14 protein-coding genes are annotated in these 15812 nt (G+C 67.4%); 3 read left to right on the top strand and 11 right to left on the bottom strand.

The features are described from left to right. Window positions 1-25 precede the first annotated feature (25 nt). From tatA to ACAG24_RS22115, 3 genes are read right to left on the bottom strand one after another with little or no spacing between them, the layout of a single operon-like run. Window positions 26-280, bottom strand: coding sequence for a Sec-independent protein translocase subunit TatA (tatA, locus tag ACAG24_RS22125; RefSeq protein WP_370474531.1), 255 nt, complete (start codon window positions 278-280; stop codon window positions 26-28). Between the two features lie 30 nt (window positions 281-310). Then, window positions 311-1297: a helix-turn-helix transcriptional regulator gene (locus ACAG24_RS22120; protein ID WP_370474532.1), complete on the bottom strand. Its 987-nt coding sequence runs from the start codon at window positions 1295-1297 to the stop codon at window positions 311-313. Then, window positions 1294-2307 carry a helix-turn-helix transcriptional regulator gene (locus tag ACAG24_RS22115; RefSeq protein WP_370474533.1) on the bottom strand — a complete coding sequence of 338 codons (1014 nt, stop codon included), beginning with the start codon at window positions 2305-2307 and terminating at the stop codon, window positions 1294-1296. The genes ACAG24_RS22120 and ACAG24_RS22115 overlap by 4 nt, the downstream gene beginning before the upstream one ends. 72 nt (window positions 2308-2379) lie before the next feature. Here ACAG24_RS22115 and ACAG24_RS22110 point away from each other — a divergent pair, with 72 nt between their 5' ends. Continuing rightward, entirely contained in the window at window positions 2380-2976 is a 597-nt protein-coding gene (locus ACAG24_RS22110; protein WP_370474534.1) for a class I SAM-dependent DNA methyltransferase, read from the top strand. Here ACAG24_RS22110 and pafA read toward each other — a convergent pair. Then, window positions 2960-4318 (bottom strand): Pup--protein ligase, encoded by a 1359-nt coding sequence (gene pafA, locus ACAG24_RS22105; protein ID WP_370474535.1) that lies wholly within the window; start codon window positions 4316-4318, stop codon window positions 2960-2962. The genes ACAG24_RS22110 and pafA overlap by 17 nt on opposite strands. Before the next feature lie 104 nt (window positions 4319-4422). On the opposite strand from pafA, the gene ACAG24_RS22100 reads away from it, so the two are divergent. Together ACAG24_RS22100 and ACAG24_RS22095 are read left to right on the top strand one after the other, a co-directional pair. Further along, window positions 4423-4701: a DUF7162 family protein gene (locus tag ACAG24_RS22100; protein ID WP_370474536.1), complete on the top strand. Its 279-nt coding sequence runs from the start codon at window positions 4423-4425 to the stop codon at window positions 4699-4701. Then, window positions 4698-6320, top strand: a complete 1623-nt coding sequence (locus ACAG24_RS22095) for an alpha/beta hydrolase (RefSeq protein WP_370474537.1) — start codon at window positions 4698-4700, stop codon at window positions 6318-6320. The genes ACAG24_RS22100 and ACAG24_RS22095 overlap by 4 nt, the downstream gene beginning before the upstream one ends. A gap of 4 nt (window positions 6321-6324) precedes the next feature. Here the strand turns inward: ACAG24_RS22095 and ACAG24_RS22090 are convergent, their stop codons facing one another. From ACAG24_RS22090 to solA, 7 genes are read right to left on the bottom strand one after another with little or no spacing between them, the layout of a single operon-like run. Continuing rightward, window positions 6325-7119: an IclR family transcriptional regulator gene (locus ACAG24_RS22090; RefSeq protein WP_370474538.1), complete on the bottom strand. Its 795-nt coding sequence runs from the start codon at window positions 7117-7119 to the stop codon at window positions 6325-6327. Between the two features lie 12 nt (window positions 7120-7131). After that, the gene (locus ACAG24_RS22085; RefSeq protein WP_370474539.1) at window positions 7132-8979 is read right to left on the bottom strand and encodes a putative nucleotidyltransferase substrate binding domain-containing protein; all 1848 of its coding nucleotides are present in this window, start codon (window positions 8977-8979) and stop codon (window positions 7132-7134) included. Further along, window positions 8954-10486, bottom strand: coding sequence for a GMC family oxidoreductase (locus tag ACAG24_RS22080; RefSeq protein WP_370474540.1), 1533 nt, complete (start codon window positions 10484-10486; stop codon window positions 8954-8956). Before ACAG24_RS22080 ends, ACAG24_RS22085 begins: the two co-directional genes overlap by 26 nt. Then, window positions 10479-12008 carry an APC family permease gene (locus tag ACAG24_RS22075; RefSeq protein ID WP_370474541.1) on the bottom strand — a complete coding sequence of 510 codons (1530 nt, stop codon included), beginning with the start codon at window positions 12006-12008 and terminating at the stop codon, window positions 10479-10481. The genes ACAG24_RS22080 and ACAG24_RS22075 overlap by 8 nt, the downstream gene beginning before the upstream one ends. A gap of 8 nt (window positions 12009-12016) precedes the next feature. Beyond that, a complete protein-coding gene (locus ACAG24_RS22070; RefSeq protein ID WP_370474542.1) occupies window positions 12017-13519 on the bottom strand; it encodes an aldehyde dehydrogenase family protein in 1503 nt (500 codons plus the stop codon). A gap of 23 nt (window positions 13520-13542) precedes the next feature. Further along, on the bottom strand, window positions 13543-14682 hold the full coding sequence (locus tag ACAG24_RS22065) for an aromatic ring-hydroxylating oxygenase subunit alpha (protein WP_370474543.1): 1140 nt from the start codon (window positions 14680-14682) through the stop codon (window positions 13543-13545). After that, the gene (gene solA, locus ACAG24_RS22060) at window positions 14679-15779 is read right to left on the bottom strand and encodes an N-methyl-L-tryptophan oxidase (protein ID WP_370474610.1); all 1101 of its coding nucleotides are present in this window, start codon (window positions 15777-15779) and stop codon (window positions 14679-14681) included. Before solA ends, ACAG24_RS22065 begins: the two co-directional genes overlap by 4 nt. Between the last annotated feature and the right edge of the window lie 33 nt (window positions 15780-15812).

Here is a 15812-nt window from a genome sequence, read left to right as displayed (position 1 = left end):
GTGGCCGCGTTCACGAGCTGTCCGATCAGGCCGGGCGTTTGTCCGACGCGGTCGATCCGGTCGAAGGGTCGACGACCCGTTCGGACGCGATCTGCGTCGGCTGCTCGGGCCTGTCCGAGTTCTCCGGCTTCGAGTCGGACTGCATCTCCTTGATCTCGGACTTGAAGATGCGCATCGACTTGCCGAGTGACCGCGCTGCGTCCGGGAGCTTCTTGGCGCCGAAAAGCAGCACGAACACGGCGATGACGATGAGCCAGTGCCAGGGTTGTAGACCACCCAATTTGGTTACCTCCAGACGTCTGCGCCAAGCTTACTCGCCCGGCGAGTCGATGCCGACCCGATACGCCTCCAGTGCCGCCGCGGCGGACTGCCGGACCCGGTCGGCCAATTCCGCCGGTCGAATAACCTGCACCGCGGCGCCGAAGCCCAGCACGAAGCGCGTCATCCACTGATCGGAGGCGTACGTCATCGCCGCCTCGCAGGAGCCGTCGGGGTACTCGCGCTGCACCCGCAACGGGTAGTAGTCGAACATCCATGCCGCGGAACGGTCGATGAGAAGTGTCGCGGTCGGCAGGGACGGGTCCGCGGTGTCGGGATCGAAGAGAGACGTGTCGGGGCCCGCCTGCACCGCCGGTGGCGGCGGCGACGACGGCTCGTCGAGGACCCGCGCGTCCACGATCCGGTCGAACCGGAACAGGCGCACCGCCTCGGCGGTGCGACACCAGGCCTCCAGGTAGCTGTGGTCGGCGACGAGGACCACGCGGATGGGGTCGACGACGCGGCTGGACAGCATGTCGTGAGATGCCGAGTAGTACTCGATCGCCAGCGCGCGATCGTTGCGTACCGCGGTGCGCACCGCCGCCGCGGCCTCGCTTTCCATCGGCGCCGGCTCGTCGACCGCGGCGCCCTCGACGCCGTGCCCGACAGCGCCCGCCGCGGATTCGATCTTGGCGATCGCGCTGCGGGCCGCCTCGGGATCGACCATCCCCGGGACGTCGACCAATGCTCTCAACGCCACGAGCACGCCGGTCGCTTCGGGTGAGGTCAGGCGCAAAGGATGGTCGATACCCGCCGAGAACGTGACCTCGATCGTGTCGCCGGAGAATTCGAAGTCGATGAGATCGCCGGGGCCGTAGCCCGGCAGACCGCACATCCACAGCTGGTTGAGGTCGTCGCGGAGTTGTTTGACGCTGACCCCGAGATCGGTCGCGGCCTCGGCGTAGGTGATCTTCGGGTTCGCCTGGAAGTACGGCACCATGTTGAGCAGCCGCACCAGCCGAGCACTGATAGCCGTCACCGGTCGCCCCTCCCGTCGGCGCCGACCGGCGCCAGGTGCGCCTCGAGCCGGGCGATGACGTCGCGGCGCAGCGACTCCGGTTCGAGTGCCAGCGCGTCGGCGCCGTAACTGGCCACCTCTCGGGCGAGCCGGTCGAACATACCGATGTCGATGCTGAGCTCGTCTCCGGCTCGCCCACCGATGGTTCTGGGGCCGATCACCGTGCCGCGGCGGCGCAGCGCGGTCGCGCGGCCCTCGGCGACCCAGACCGTGGCCTGACCAGCCGCCGGCCAGTCCCCCACGACCTTGGCGACGATGTCGCGCAGGTCGGTCCCCTCGGGCATGCTCACCGCGCCCGCGGGGCCGATCGGCATCACATCGGCACCGATGCGCGAGAGCCGGAAGGTCCGGACCGCGTCGCGGTCGCGGTCGTGGCCCACTACGTACCACCGCCCCCGGTCGGTGACCACTCCCCACGGCTCCAACGTGCGGGTCGCGTACGGCTCGCTGCGCGCAGGGCGGTACCGGAACTGCACGGCACGTCCGGAATCGATGGCGGACAACAGGATTCCGAGGACTTCCTCCGAACCGCGCAACCCCGGCAACGCCGCCGTGGAGGTGATCGCGATGTCGTCGTCGGCGGCTTCGATGTCGACGCCTGCGGCCCGCAGCTTCAGCAGCGCTCCCTGGGTCGCCGTGATGAGTTCGGGCGATTCCCACAGTTGGGTCGCGACGGCGACGGCGGCAGCCTCGTCGGGGGTCAGTTCCACCGCGGGCAGGGCGTAGGCGTCGCGGTTGATGCGGTAGCCCTCGGCCGGGTCGGTCGACGACACGCGGCCGGTCTCCAGCGGGATGCCCAGGTCGCGTAGTTCGTTCTTGTCGCGTTCGAACATCCGCGAGAACGCCTCATCGCTCGCTTCGTCCGAATAGCCGTAAACGGTTTCGCGGATCCGCTCCGCGGTGATGAAGGACCGCGTGGACAACAACGCGATGACGAGATTCATCAGGCGTTCGACTTTCGAGATCCCCACGGCTGTAGAGCTTAAAGCGTGCGGGGGATCCCGCTGCGCGCCCGTAACGGCGCGCCCCGGCACAATGACTCGATGAGCACTCGGTGGCAGCAGTCCGACAGGCCCCGCGGGGACGACTACGACGCGCGCTGGGAGCGCCTTGCGGCGTCCGGGGCGAGCGTGCACGGCGAAGCCGACCTCATCGAGACACTGCTGCGCGGTTCCAGCGGTACGCGCGTGCTGGACGCGGGCTGCGGAACCGGCCGAGTCGCAATCGAACTCGCTGCCCGCGGGTTCTCCGTCACAGGTATCGACGCCGACCCCGCCATGCTGTCGGCCGCCAGGGCGAAAGCGCCGCATGTCCGGTGGATCGAGGCCGACCTCGTCGAGACCGACACTCATCTGCAAGAGACGTTCGACATCGTCGCGATGCCGGGCAACGTGATGATCTTCCTCGACCGTGGCACCGAGGCCACCGTCGTCGCCCAGCTCGCGCACCGTCTGACACCGGGTGGGCTGCTGGTCGCCGGGTTCCAGCTCGGCACGGGGCGGCTGACGCTGGCCCGCTATGACGAGGTGGCCGCTGCGGCGGGCCTGGAACTGGCGGACCGGTGGGCGACGTGGGACCGCGACCCGTACGACGGCGGCGACTACGCGGTGTCAGTGCACAGGCTCACATGCTCGCAATGAGCCTTTTGACCCTCTCGTCGACGGACCGGAACGGGTCCTTGCACAGCACGGTGCGCTGCGCCTGATCGTTGAGCTTGAGATGCACCCAGTCGACCGTGAAGTCGCGGCCTGCTTCCTGCGCGGCGCTGATGAATTCGCCGCGCAACTTGGCACGCGTCGTCTGCGGCGGGGTGTTGACCGCAGCCTCGATCTCCTCGTCGGTGGTGATCCGCGCCGCGAGGCCCTTGCGCTGCAGCAGGTCGAACACGCCGCGGCCACGTTTGATGTCGTGATAGGCGAGGTCGAGTTGGCTGATCTTCGGGTCGGACAACTCCATGTTGTAGCGGTCCTGGTAGCGCTGGAACAGCTTGCGCTTGATCACCCAGTCGATCTCGGTGTCGACCTTGGCGAAGTCCTGGCTCTCGACGGCGTCGAGCTGGCGGCCCCACAGGTCGACGACCTGCTCGATGTTGGTGTTGGGTTCGCGGGTCTGCAGGTATTCGACGGCCCGGGCGTAGTACTCACGCTGGATATCCAGCGCGCTGGCCTGCCGGCCGCCGGCCAGCCGCACCGGCCGCCGCCCGGTCAGGTCGTGGCTGACCTCACGGATCGCCCGGATCGGATTGTCCAGTGAGAAATCGCGGAACGCGACGCCCGCCTCGATCATCTCCAGCACCAACGATGCCGAACCCAACTTGAGCATCGTGGTCGACTCGCTCATGTTGGAGTCGCCGACGATGACGTGCAGTCGTCGGTACTTCTCGGCGTCGGCGTGCGGTTCGTCGCGGGTGTTGATGATCGGCCGGGACCGCGTCGTCGCGCTGGAGACGCCCTCCCAGATGTGCTCGGCGCGCTGGGACAGGCAGTACGTCGCCGCCTTCGGCGTCTGCAGCACCTTGCCGGCACCGCAGATCAGCTGGCGGGTGACCAGGAACGGCAGCAGCACGTCGGAGATCCGGGAGAACTCGCCGGCGCGCACGATCAGGTAGTTCTCGTGGCAGCCGTATGAGTTGCCGGCCGAGTCGGTGTTGTTCTTGAACAGATAGATGTCGCCGCCGATGCCCTCGTCGGCCAGTCGCTGCTCGGCGTCGATCAGCAGGTCCTCCAGGACCCGCTCACCCGCGCGATCGTGGGTGACCAACTGCGTCAGGCTGTCGCACTCGGCGGTCGCGTATTCGGGGTGGCTGCCCACGTCGAGATAGAGGCGCGCACCGTTACGGAGGAAGACGTTGCTGCTACGTCCCCACGACACCACCCGGCGGAACAGATAGCGGGCGACCTCGTCGGGACTCAACCGGCGGTGGCCGTGGAACGTGCAGGTGACACCGAATTCGGTCTCGATGCCCATGATTCGTCGCTGCACCTCACCGAGACTACAAGTTGTCTGGCTCACACGACGGTCGGACACCCGCTCCAGGCCCTGTGGATAACTCGGCCGGCCGCCGTGCGCGGCTGTCAGCATGAGCCATGGGCGAAATCGCGCACGTCGATCTCGACCGTCTGCGCGCCGTGGCGGACAGCTTCCGGACTGCGGCATCCGACGTCACAGGCATGTCCTGGCCGGCACTCGACGGTGACGCGCTCCCCGGCTCGTCCGTCGGCGCCGTGCCCGTCGCCGACCTGATCACCGGCCAGGTCGACGGGCTGTCGGCGGACCTCGTGGGCTGGGCGATGGCGGCACGCGCGTCAGCGGAAGCATTCGAGCACGCCGATGCCGTCAACGGACAGCGATTCGGGCCGAGATGAGCACGGTGACCGTCTCCATGGCGCGACGCTGGCGCCCCGAGTCACTCTCGACTCTGGCCCGAGACCTCGACGACGCGGCCCGCCGGCTGCGCGACCGCGTCGACGATGCCCTCGGCATGTCGGATCGAAGCCAGGACCATTGGATCGGCGCCGCTGCCGATGCCGCGCGAGAACGCGGCCGCCGCATCGGTGCCGACACCGCGGAGGTGGCGCGCCGGCTGGTGACTGCATCCGTGGCCGCCGACGACGGCGCCCTGCAGATGGCGACGGCCCGCGACGGCGTCCTCTCCGAGGTGGACGAAGCGCGCGCGCACGGCTTCGACGTCGCCGACGACGGAACGGTGACCGTCGCGTCCGCACCGACACCGCTGCTGGTGTTGCTCGCGGGCGGCCAGGACGCGGCGGCGGCAGAGATGCTCGAGCTTCGCGCCGCGGAGCTCGGCGTGCGGATCCGAGAGGCCCTGCGCCGGCTCGAGGGCGCCGATGCCGATGCGGCCCACGACATCACGTCGGCGCTGGCCGACACCGACATATCCGAGACGCCTGCGGCCACGGTGCCCGCCGGCGCCTGGCCCGTCCAGGCGGCCGACGTGGTCGATGCGTGGCCCGCGATGAGCCAGGACCGGATCGCCACCCAGATCGCGGGGATGAGCACCGAGCAGCGCAGCCGCCTCATCGCCGATTTCCCCCATCAGGTCGGCAACACCGACGGCGTTCCGTGGGACATGCGCATCGCCGCGAATCGCCTCAACGTCGCGGCGGCGATTCTCGCCGAGAGCGGCGCCGACCCGCCGTCCGGCCGGCGCATCGCGTTCTATCGCACACTTCTCGCCGAGACCGACAATCCCGAAGGTGGACAACGTATTCCACGCAAGATCGTCGCCTTCGATCCTGCCCGCGCATCGCTGGTCGAACTCAACGGGGACCTCGCGACCGCGCGCAGCGTCGCCGTACTGGTTCCCGGGGTGAACACCACGATCGAGGGCTCTTCCTCCAACACCGCGACGGCGCGTCGCTTCGTGTCGGAGACGCGTGGTGACGTTGCGGTCCTCACCTACCTCGGTGGGCCTTTCCCTCAGGTGCGCGGACCATTCGAGGTGTGGCAATCCGCGGACCCCGGCTTTGCATTGAACATGGCGCCGCGCCTGGTCGCCTTCACCGAGGACGTCGACCGACGGGTGGGCGCCGGGGTGCCGGTGACCGTGATCGGACACTCCTACGGCGGATCGATCGTCGGGACCGCCGAGACTTTGGGGTTGACGTCGGACCGCACGCTGTTCCTCGCGGCGGCGGGGGCTGGGGTCGGCGTGGACGATCCCGGGGACTGGCACAACCGAAACCCGCATGTCACGCGGTTCTCGATGACCGCGCCGGGCGATTTCATCGAGCTGGTGCAGGGCATTCCCGGCGGGCCCCACGGCAGCGACCCCGACGAACTCCGTACCGTGATCCCGCTGGCTGCAGGCGATTACGACGACGGCGGGCCCGTCGCCGGCTGGGACGCCCACAGTGGAATGCTGAACCGGCCCTCGGACTCGTGGCGGACGATCCTGGCGGTCATCACCGGGGATTCGGAGACGGTGCGTCGCGCCGTCCTCGATGGGCAGACAGTGCGCTGAGCTCCTATTCTCGCGCGGTCCAGCCCAGCCGGTGGCTGATCTCGTCGGCCGCCGCTATCGTCTGCTTGGCGACCTCTTCGAACCGTTCCGGGGCCAGCCGGTACGCCGGTCCCGAAACACTGAGCGCCGCAACGACTTGCGCGTGCGCACCGTAGACGGGTGCGGCGACGGCATTCAGTCCGACCTCGAGTTCCTCGCTGACGCTGGCCCAACCACGTTCGCGCACCACGGACAGCTCGTCCTGCAGGTCGGCGACGCTGCGGACGGTGCGATCGGTGAAGACCGTGATCGGCACCGGTACCCGGGACCGCACGTCGTTGGGGTCGAGGCCGGCCAGCAATACTTTGCCACTCGAGGTGGCGTATGCCGGGCAGCTCTGCCCGACCCAGGTGCGCAAGGTGATCTCCGCCGGGCCGATCGACTCGACGATGTTGACGATGCGGTCCTGGTCGAGCACAGCGAGGTTCGTCGTCTCCCCCGCATCGACGCTGAGCATGTCGCATGCAGCCTGGCCGAGCTTGACCAGGTCGCTCTGACCGCCCGCGACGTGGGCCAGCCGCGGAATGGCGAAACCGAGCCGATACTTGCCGCGTTCGGAAACCCGTTCGACATAACCGCGCGCCTCGAGGACAGCTATCAGTCTCGACACCGTTGACTTGTGCACGCCGAGTTCGGCGGCGATCTCGGTGACGCCGGCCTGGCCGAGCGAAGCGACGATCTCCAGAACCGTGAGAGCTCGGTCCACGGACTGCACAGCGGCGGGCGGATCCCCCGCTGAGGTGCTGTCGTCCTTGACCATTGCGCAACCAGACTATATGCCCGTGAGCCCGAGGTTGCCGACACGCCGCCGCACCGCCGCGATTTCTCGCAGCCCGTCACCGAGCAGGCTGCGGTTCAGCGGCGACAACTCCGACATGGTGATGATGTCGTTCGCGGTGTGCCCAGCGGCGAGTTGCTCGACCTGGTGGGTCATCCGGAGCCGCTGCGCCATCGCGTACACCTCGCACAGGGTGCGGGCATCGGAGTCGCTCAGCACGCCGGCTTGTGCCGCGGCCTCCAACCGGGCCGGGGTGGCCGCCGACGTGACGCCGGCATTCAGCCCGCCCCACCGGGCCAGGTTCACGATCGGGGTGACGGCGTGGTTCTTCAGATCGAAGGTGCCGCCACGTCGTGACAGCACATCGCGTAGCGAACGGGTTCGCACCTTGCCCGACAGCACGTCAAGTAGCTGCAGCCGCAGGGCATTCGGATGCTCGTCGCGGATCCGGTGGAATGCCGCCGGCACGGTGTGCAGAGACTGGTCACCCCATACCACCCGCGCATCGATCATCAACGAGGACATGATCAGGCCCCGGTTCTGCAGCGGGTCGTCCAGCCAGCCTCGGGCGGCGTCGCGCCAATCGGACTGTGTCCTGGCGAATCTCGCTGATGCTGCGGTTGCTCCGTTGCGATCATGGGGCAGACCGCACGCCTCGAGCAGGTTGTGCACCTCGGCGGCGGTCGCCCGCAGCTGAGATGCGCGGTCCCCGAGATCGTCGCGCACCGACAGGGCGCTGTCAACGTCGGAGGACGGCATCGCCTCACGGCGTGCGACGCTGCCGAGCGTCAACCAGGCGAAGCCGTCGACGAGCCCGGAATGCGATTGGGCGAGCACGATTTCGAGGACTCGACGTACCAGGCTGTCGATGACGACCGCGAGGATGGCGCTGGTCGCAGCGGCCTTGGTGCCGTTGCGGAAAAGGTCGACGGCCGTACCGGTCACGCGCTGCCCGACGTGCTGCAGCTGCGCCGCATCGCCGGCCTCGGCGATGGCGCGACGCAGCATGAAGCTCTGCCGCGCCGAGGCAGCGAGCAGATCGGCGTCCTCGAGTACTCCCACGACTTCACCGCGCGGCGTCAGCACCGGCATGTGCCGCAGCCCGCATTCGAGCATCTCCATCAGCACGCTGTCAGCGGACAGGTCCGTGGTGACGGTGCGGGCGGGCGCGCTCATCACCTGCTCGATGGCTACGTCCACGCCGAGCCCGGCGGCCACCACGCGGGTGCGCAGGTCACGATCGGTGAAGATGCCCAGACTGCCGTCGCGCAATCGGATCAACGCGTAGGAGACGTGGTGCTCGGTCATCCGGATGACGACGTCGCGGACAGGGTCGGTCGGAGCGACCACCAGGACCTCACCATGAATGAGTTCGGCGACGGGCCTGCTGTCGGTGGCCGGTGCGATGGTCGATCGCTCCGCGGCCCGGGGCCAGCCCGACGAGGCCAAGAACGCCAGCCCCGCCGGTTTGGCGAACTGCGCGCGAACGCGCGCGCCGGGCAGCCTGATCAGCGTGCTCGCCGTGGTGGCCCGGGCCTCGAAGTCCATGCCCGCGCCGGTCAGCAGCGGGGTGTAGCCGAAGATCCCGCCCCGGGTGACGATGTCGATGAGAGTCCCGTCACCGCTGGCCCGTAGTGCCACGGCGCCGTCGCACACCATCCACACCTCGTCGGGCACGCGCCGCGAGTAGTCGGCGATGACGGCACCCGTCCCGAACTCCTCGATCGACGCCCCGGCGGCGAGTTCGGCGAGTTCAGCCGCCGTCGACCCCTGGAACGGCGTGTGCTCGGCCAGGAACTCGGGAAGACTCTGCCGGTCAGGTTTCTCGGATGAGGTCGGCACACTTCTCCGCCATGGTCATCACGGTGATGTTCGGGTTGACCGAAGGCAGCTTCGGCATCGCCGAGGCGTCCACCACTCGCAGGCCTGTGACCCCCTTGACCCGCAGTTGCGGATCGAGAACCGCCATCGGGTCCGACATCGACCCCATCCGGGCGGTCGCCGCGGGGTGATAGACGGTGTTGTGGCAGCGGTGGATGTAGTCGAGCAGTTCGTCGTCGGTGGTGGCCTCGGGTCCTGGCGCCAGTTCGCGAGCCACCCAGGGAGCCAGAGGTTGTTGTGCCGCAATGCTGCGGGCGAGCTTGACGCCGGCAAGCATGATCCGTTCGTCGTAGCCTTCGGGATCGGTGAAGTAGCGGGGGTCGACCCTGGCGCGGTCACGGAAATCCCGGGACCGCAGGCGCACCGTCCCACGGGACCGACCTTGAGTCACGTTGGGCGTCAGGCAGAATCCGTTGTCGGTGGTGGGATATCCGTGGCGCAGCGTGTTCATGTCGAAGGGCACGCTGCCGTAGTGCATCATGAGATCGGGCTGTGCCGCGCCGCCGGGAAAAACCGGATCGATGGTGGTGAACAGGCCGATCTCCCACCACTGCGTCGACGTCGTCACCATCGGCTGGGCGGCTTCCCAGAACACCAAACCCTCGACGTGATCGTCGAGGTTGGCTCCGACGCCAGGCGAGTCGACGCGGACGTCGATGCCGATCTCCCGCAGATGGGCGGTGGGCCCGATCCCGGAGAGCATCAACAACTTCGGGGTGTCGATTGCCCCTGCGGTGACGATCACCTCACGGCGGGCAGACACCGTGTCGTAGCCGGTGAGGTCCGGCCGCTGGTGACGTACCCCGATCGCACGCCGTGATCCGTCGAACAGGATTTCCGAGATCCAGGAGTCGGTGCGGACTTCCAGGTTCTTCCGGGTGCCCAGGATCGGATGCAGGAACGCTTTCGACGTCGAGTTGCGGATACCGTCCTCGCCGCCGTTGATCTGGAACCAGCCCGCCCCGTTTCGTACCGTCTCACCACGGTTGAACGCCACCGTGGGCAGGCCCACCTGCGCGGCAGCTTCCAAAACCGCTTTGCCGCAGGGATCTTCGGGCGGAACGTCACGCAGCAGAACGGTCTCGGTGAGGCGCTGTACGAGCGGAAGCACCTCGGCGGCGCCCCACCCCGTCGCGCCCATCTGCACCCACTCGTCGAGCGCCTCGGCGGGCGGGTGGAACGCGATGCACGAGTTGTGCGAGGAGCACCCTCCCAGCACCCTGGCCCTGGCGTGCCGCATGAACGAGTTGCCGCGCTCCTGCGGTTCCACCGGATAGTCCCAGTCGTAGCCGGAGTCGAGCAGATGCATCCACTCCGAGAGCACCAGGATCGCGTCGTCGCCGACGTCCGACGGTCCTGCCTCGATCAGACACACCGTCACGTCGGGGTCCTCGGACAGCCGCGCCGCGAGCACGCAGCCCGCGGTGCCGCCACCGGCGACAACGTAGTCGAACGTTGCCTCAGCCATCCGTAGCGACTCCCGAGACCGTCTCTGCGGCATGAGATTTCAGGGTGCCGATGTGGTGGAGGCCCTTAAGGGCGTACCACAGCAGACCGGCGCCGAGAATGATGCCGATGTACAGGAAGGCACCCCACGTGAAATACCAGGGCTCGCCGTAGACGGCCACCCGCGGCCAGGCCAGGTTGATCGCCATGCCGATACCCCACACCACCGCGAGGATGTTCACCGGCAACCCCCACCGGCCCATCGTGAAGTAGCCGCCCTCCTTGAGATCCGCTGGCGGCCATTGGCCTTGGAGCCGCTTCTTGAGCAGAGGGCCCGTCACCATCAGATACGCCAGGTAGATCATGATGATGGCGATCGAGGTCAGCACCGTGAAGATCTGGATGTTCGCGATGTTGATGACGAGGATCAGCAGCGCCAGGACACCGATGGTCACAGCGGGGATGATCGGCGTCTGCGTCTTCGGGTTCACCGTGGCGAGCTTCTCACCGAACGGCAACGCGTTGTCGCGGGCCATGGCGAACGACAACCGAATCGCTGCGGTGTGCACGGCCAGACAGCACACGGTGACCGCGATGACGATGCAGACGAGGAAGATCTTGCCCAGCGGTCCCCACATCACCTGCTCGACGATGTACTGCAGACCGCCGCTGCTTTCCCCGAGCTGCGGGTCCTCCAGGTTCGGCGCGGCCATCACCGCGAACACCAGGATGCCGCCGCCGATCACGAAGGAGGCCAGGATCGCCCGGGCGATGGCTTTCGGCGCGGTGCGACGAGGTTCGACCGTCTCCTCACCCAGCGAGCTCGCCGTGTCGAATCCGTACATCACGTACCCCGACGCCAGCGACGCGACGAGGAACGCACCGAGAAAGCCCATGCTCTCCCCCGCGCCGTACCCGTTGGTGGAGAAGAAGACCTGCGGTCCGCGTTCGGCGTTGACGGCCAGCAGGATCACGATCAGGACGGCCGCGATCAGCTCGATGAAGACACCGCTGGAGTTGATCATCGCCATCAGCCTGACCCCGAGGGCGTTCACCAGCGTGGTGAAAGCGATGAGGATCGACCCGAGCAGCACCGCATTGGCGGCGTAGTCGTATGTTCCTGTGCCGTCACCGATGATCTGGAATCCGCTCCACAACCGCGGCAGGTTGAGCTGGTAGGCGAGCGCGACCGCCGAGATGGTGACGATCGACGCGGTGAGCATCAGCCACCCCGATGTCCAGCCGACCAGTCTGCTCGCGAGCTTCTTGCTCCAGTTGTATACCGAGCCGGCGACCGGGTACTTGGCCGCCAGCTCCATGAAGCACAGTGCCACCGCCATCTGGCCGACGAACACCAGCGGCCACGACCACAGGTAGGCGGGGCCGGCCGTGCTGAATCCGAAATAGAACAGCTGGAACGTGCCCGTCAGGATCGAGATGTAGCTGACCCCGGCGGCGAAGCTCGCGAACTTGCCGATGCTGCGGTCCAGCGACTCCCTGTACCCGAAATCCTCCATGCCGCTGTCCGCGTGCTTGATGACCATGTCTGCCCCTAACCCTTGAACCAGCCCGCGGCGCCGGGAGCGGTGTTGTGCCAGATGTGTTTCATCTCTTGGTATTCCGCGAGTCCCGAGGGTCCGAGTTCGCGGCCGTTACCCGACTTTCCGAATCCGCCCCACTCCGCCGACGCGGTGTAGTAGCCGAAATCATTGAGCCACACCGTGCCGTGCCGCAACGCTCGCACCACACGTTCGCCTCGCGCCATGTCCGATGTCCGGACCCCGGCTGCCAGACCGTATCCGGTGTCATTGCCGAGGGCGATCGCCTCGGCTTCGGTGCTGAAACGCTCGACCGTCAGGATCGGACCGAAGGTCTCCTCGGCGACGATGCGCATCGACCTGTCGCACTGGTCGAAGATCGTAGGGAGGTAGAAATAGCCGTCGGCCAGCGCAGGGTCTTCCGGTCTGGCGCCACCGGTGATCAGCTGTGCACCCTCCGAAAGGCCGAGCTGCACATAGCCTTCCACTTTGTCGCGGTGTTGTTCTGACACCAGCGGGCCGGTTTCGCTCGCCGGGTCCATGCCGTCGCCCATCGTGATCGTGGCTGCGCGTGCGGCGAGCGCGGCGACGAAGTCGTCGGCGATGGACTCTTCGACGATCAAGCGGGTGCCCGCCGAACACACCTGTCCGGAATGCAGGAACACCCCGGTGAGCACATGGTCGACCGCGGCGTCCCACCCAGAATCCCTGTCACCCGGAGCCCCGATGTCGGCGAACACGATGTGCGGATTCTTCCCGCCCAGTTCGAGAGCCACCTTGGTCACGTGTGCGGCCGCTGTCTTGGCGATGGTGCGGCCGGTGGCCAGCCCGCCGGTGAAGGAGATGAAATCGACGTCCGGGTTGTCGGTCAGCGCGGCGCCCAGCGCGGCGCCGCTGCCCTGCACGAGGTTGACCACTCCCGGGGCCACGCCGGCCTCGTCGAGAAGGTGCGCGAACGCGATAGTGCTCAGCGGTGTGACCTCGCTGGGTTTGGCGACCATGGTGCACCCTGCGGCCAGCGCCGGCGCAACCTTCCACGACATCTGCAGCAGGGGATAGTTCCATGGCGCGATCAGTACGCACACACCGATGGGTTCGCGCACGACTCGGCTGATCACGGCGGCGTCGCCCACGTCGACCACGCGGTCTGCTTCTACGCCGACGAGCTTGGCGTAATAGCGGAAAACCGATGTGACATCGTCGATGTCGATGCGGCTCTCGGCCAGTGTCTTGCCGGTGTCGATGGTCTCCAGGCGAGCCAGTGATTCCTTGTCGCGCTGCAGCAGATCGGCGACCCGGTCGAGCAGGGCGGCGCGTTCCGTGACGGGGGTGGCGCGCCAGGTTCCCTCGTCGAACGCCGTTCTCGCCGCAGCCACCGCGGCCAGCGCGTCCTCGGGAGTGGCTTCGTCGACGATCGCGGCAACGCCGCCATGTGCCGGGTTGATGATGGAGCGCGTGCCGCCGTCGGAGGCATGACGCCACGATCCACCGATCCAGAGATCGGGTTCACCGTCCATGGCCCTGTCGACCCTCTCGCCGTTTACACCGGAGCACCAGCCAGACGGGACATTACCCAGTGATGGAACTCCGCGATGTGGTGTTCGGCCGGAACGAGCACCCCGCCGTGGCGGTAGGCGCGCGACGACATCGCCGGCTGGGTGCGTTCGCACGCCTCGAAATCCTGGACGTTGACCCGGTGGAAAAGCTCCACAGACCGCGAAACGTCCTGATCGGAGGCGATGACGTCACCGGTGTAGAGCCAATCGCATTCCACCACCGTGCGATCCGCGGACATCGGATACATCCGATGGAAGATCACGTGGTCGGGTACCAGATTGATGAAGACGTTCGCCTTCACGGTGATCGCGTAATAGCGGCGGTCCTGATCGTCGGTGATTCCGGGTAGCCTCTCGAACCCGCGTCCACCGTCGATGGTGAATCCTGCGATGTCGGAGCCGAATTCCGCACCGAGTCCGACATTGGCCTGCGCGGCCAGCCCCCGCGCGAACTCCGGCACGACGCCGACCAGCTCGGGGTGGATGGAGCTGCAGTGGTAGCACTCCATGAAGTTCTCGACGATCAGCTTCCAGTTCGCCGCGACGTCGTAGACCACGCGGTGCCCGACATCGAGACCGCCGATTCCGTAGCAGTTGATGGCATCGGTGTCGCCGAGCGTCCTGGTGGTCTCGGCCAGCACGTCCTCGAACGGCGGCGGGGTGTCGGAAAGGCACACCCACGCATAGCCCAGCCACTCGGTCAGCGCCACCGGCACGAGCCCGTAGCGGTACCGGTCGATCGGGGCTCCCGCGTCGTCGGTCAGCGTTCCGATGTTCGGAGCGGCCATGAGCTTGCCGTCCAGGGCATAGGTCCAGGAATGGTAGGGGCAGCGCAGAGTTCGTTTGACCTGACCTTCGGATTCCGTGCACAGCTGGGCACCACGATGCCTGCACACGTTCAGGAAGGCGCGCAGCAGCCCGTCGCGGCCGCGCACCAGGAGCACACTTTCGCGTCCGACCTGAACCTTCCGAAACTTGCCCGGTAGCGCCAGGTCCGAGGACCGCACCGCGCAGAACCACTGGGTCTCGAAGATGTGTTCCTGCTCCGCCGCGAAGACGTCGGCGCTGGTGTAATACTTGCCCGCCAGCGTCGGCAGCAGGGCGGGCGGTTGTACGGCAGTCATGAGGTCGTCACCAATCTGCGGGGGTCGAACAGCGAGATCGGGTGCGTCGTTGCACCGGTGGTGGCGAGATCGGCGAGGATCTCCCCTACCACGGGAACGAATTTGAAGCCGTGTCCGGAGAATCCGCATGCCACCGTCACGTGTGCGCTGTCGGGGTGACGGGCGATCACGAAGTGCTGATCCGGGGTGTTGGAGTACATGCATGTCGCGGAGTGCAGACACGGTCCGTCCAGAGCGGGCAGCAGTTCGGCTGTGCGGTCGCGCATTTCGCGGATCTCCCGGTCGTAGACCGTGCGGTCGATGGTCTCCGGCGTGCACTCGATGCCCTTGCGGAAGAACGCGACCTTGACGCCACCGCGAGGTCCGTCGATGGCCGGGAATCCGTAGATCTGCATGCCCGAGGCGTTCTCGTCGATGAAGATCGGGTGATCGACGAACGGCTCCGTGCCGCCGACCGGGTCCAGCCAGTACAGAACCTGGCGCTCGACGGTGATCGGTATCCCGAAATCGGTGAGCAGCTGGGGCGCCCAGGCCCCGGGGCAGATCACCACCTGTCCCGCCGTGTATGCACCTGCGGCCGTGCGGACGGTGACGCCGCCGGCCTTTTCGGACCACTCCAGCACCTGCTCGCCGAACCGCAAAGTGGCTCCGGCGTTCTCGGCGAGATCCAGATGGGCCTGCACGGTCAGCTCTGGGCGGGCGAAGCCGGCTTTGGCCTCGAAGAGCGCGACGTCACCCGGGTGAGGGGTGAAGTTCGGGAAGCGCAGCCTGATCTCGTTCTCGCCGAGCACGTCGTGGGGCAGATCCCACTCCTGACTGGCCCGTAGGCTGCCTGCCACGGTCAGGCTGTCCGGGGGTCCGATGAACAGGCCGCCGGTCATGCGGTAGACGTCTCGACCGCTGTCTGTGGCGAGCTGGTCCCACAGTTCGTATGCGCGCAGGAGCAGCGGCACATAGGCCGGATCCTCGAAGTAGGACTGGCGGATGATGCGGGAGCCGCCGTGGCTGGATCCTCTGTCGTGTGCGGGCGTGAACTTCTCCAGCCCCAGCACGCGCTGCCCGCGGGCGGCGAGATGGTAGGCCGCGGCGCTGCCCATGCCGCCCAGCCCGATCACGATGACGTCATAAGT

The sequence above is a fragment of the Mycobacterium bulgaricum genome, from assembly GCF_041287165.2.
GTDB lineage: Bacteria > Actinomycetota > Actinomycetes > Mycobacteriales > Mycobacteriaceae > Mycobacterium > Mycobacterium bulgaricum.
This window is presented reverse-complemented; position numbering and strand designations above follow the sequence as displayed.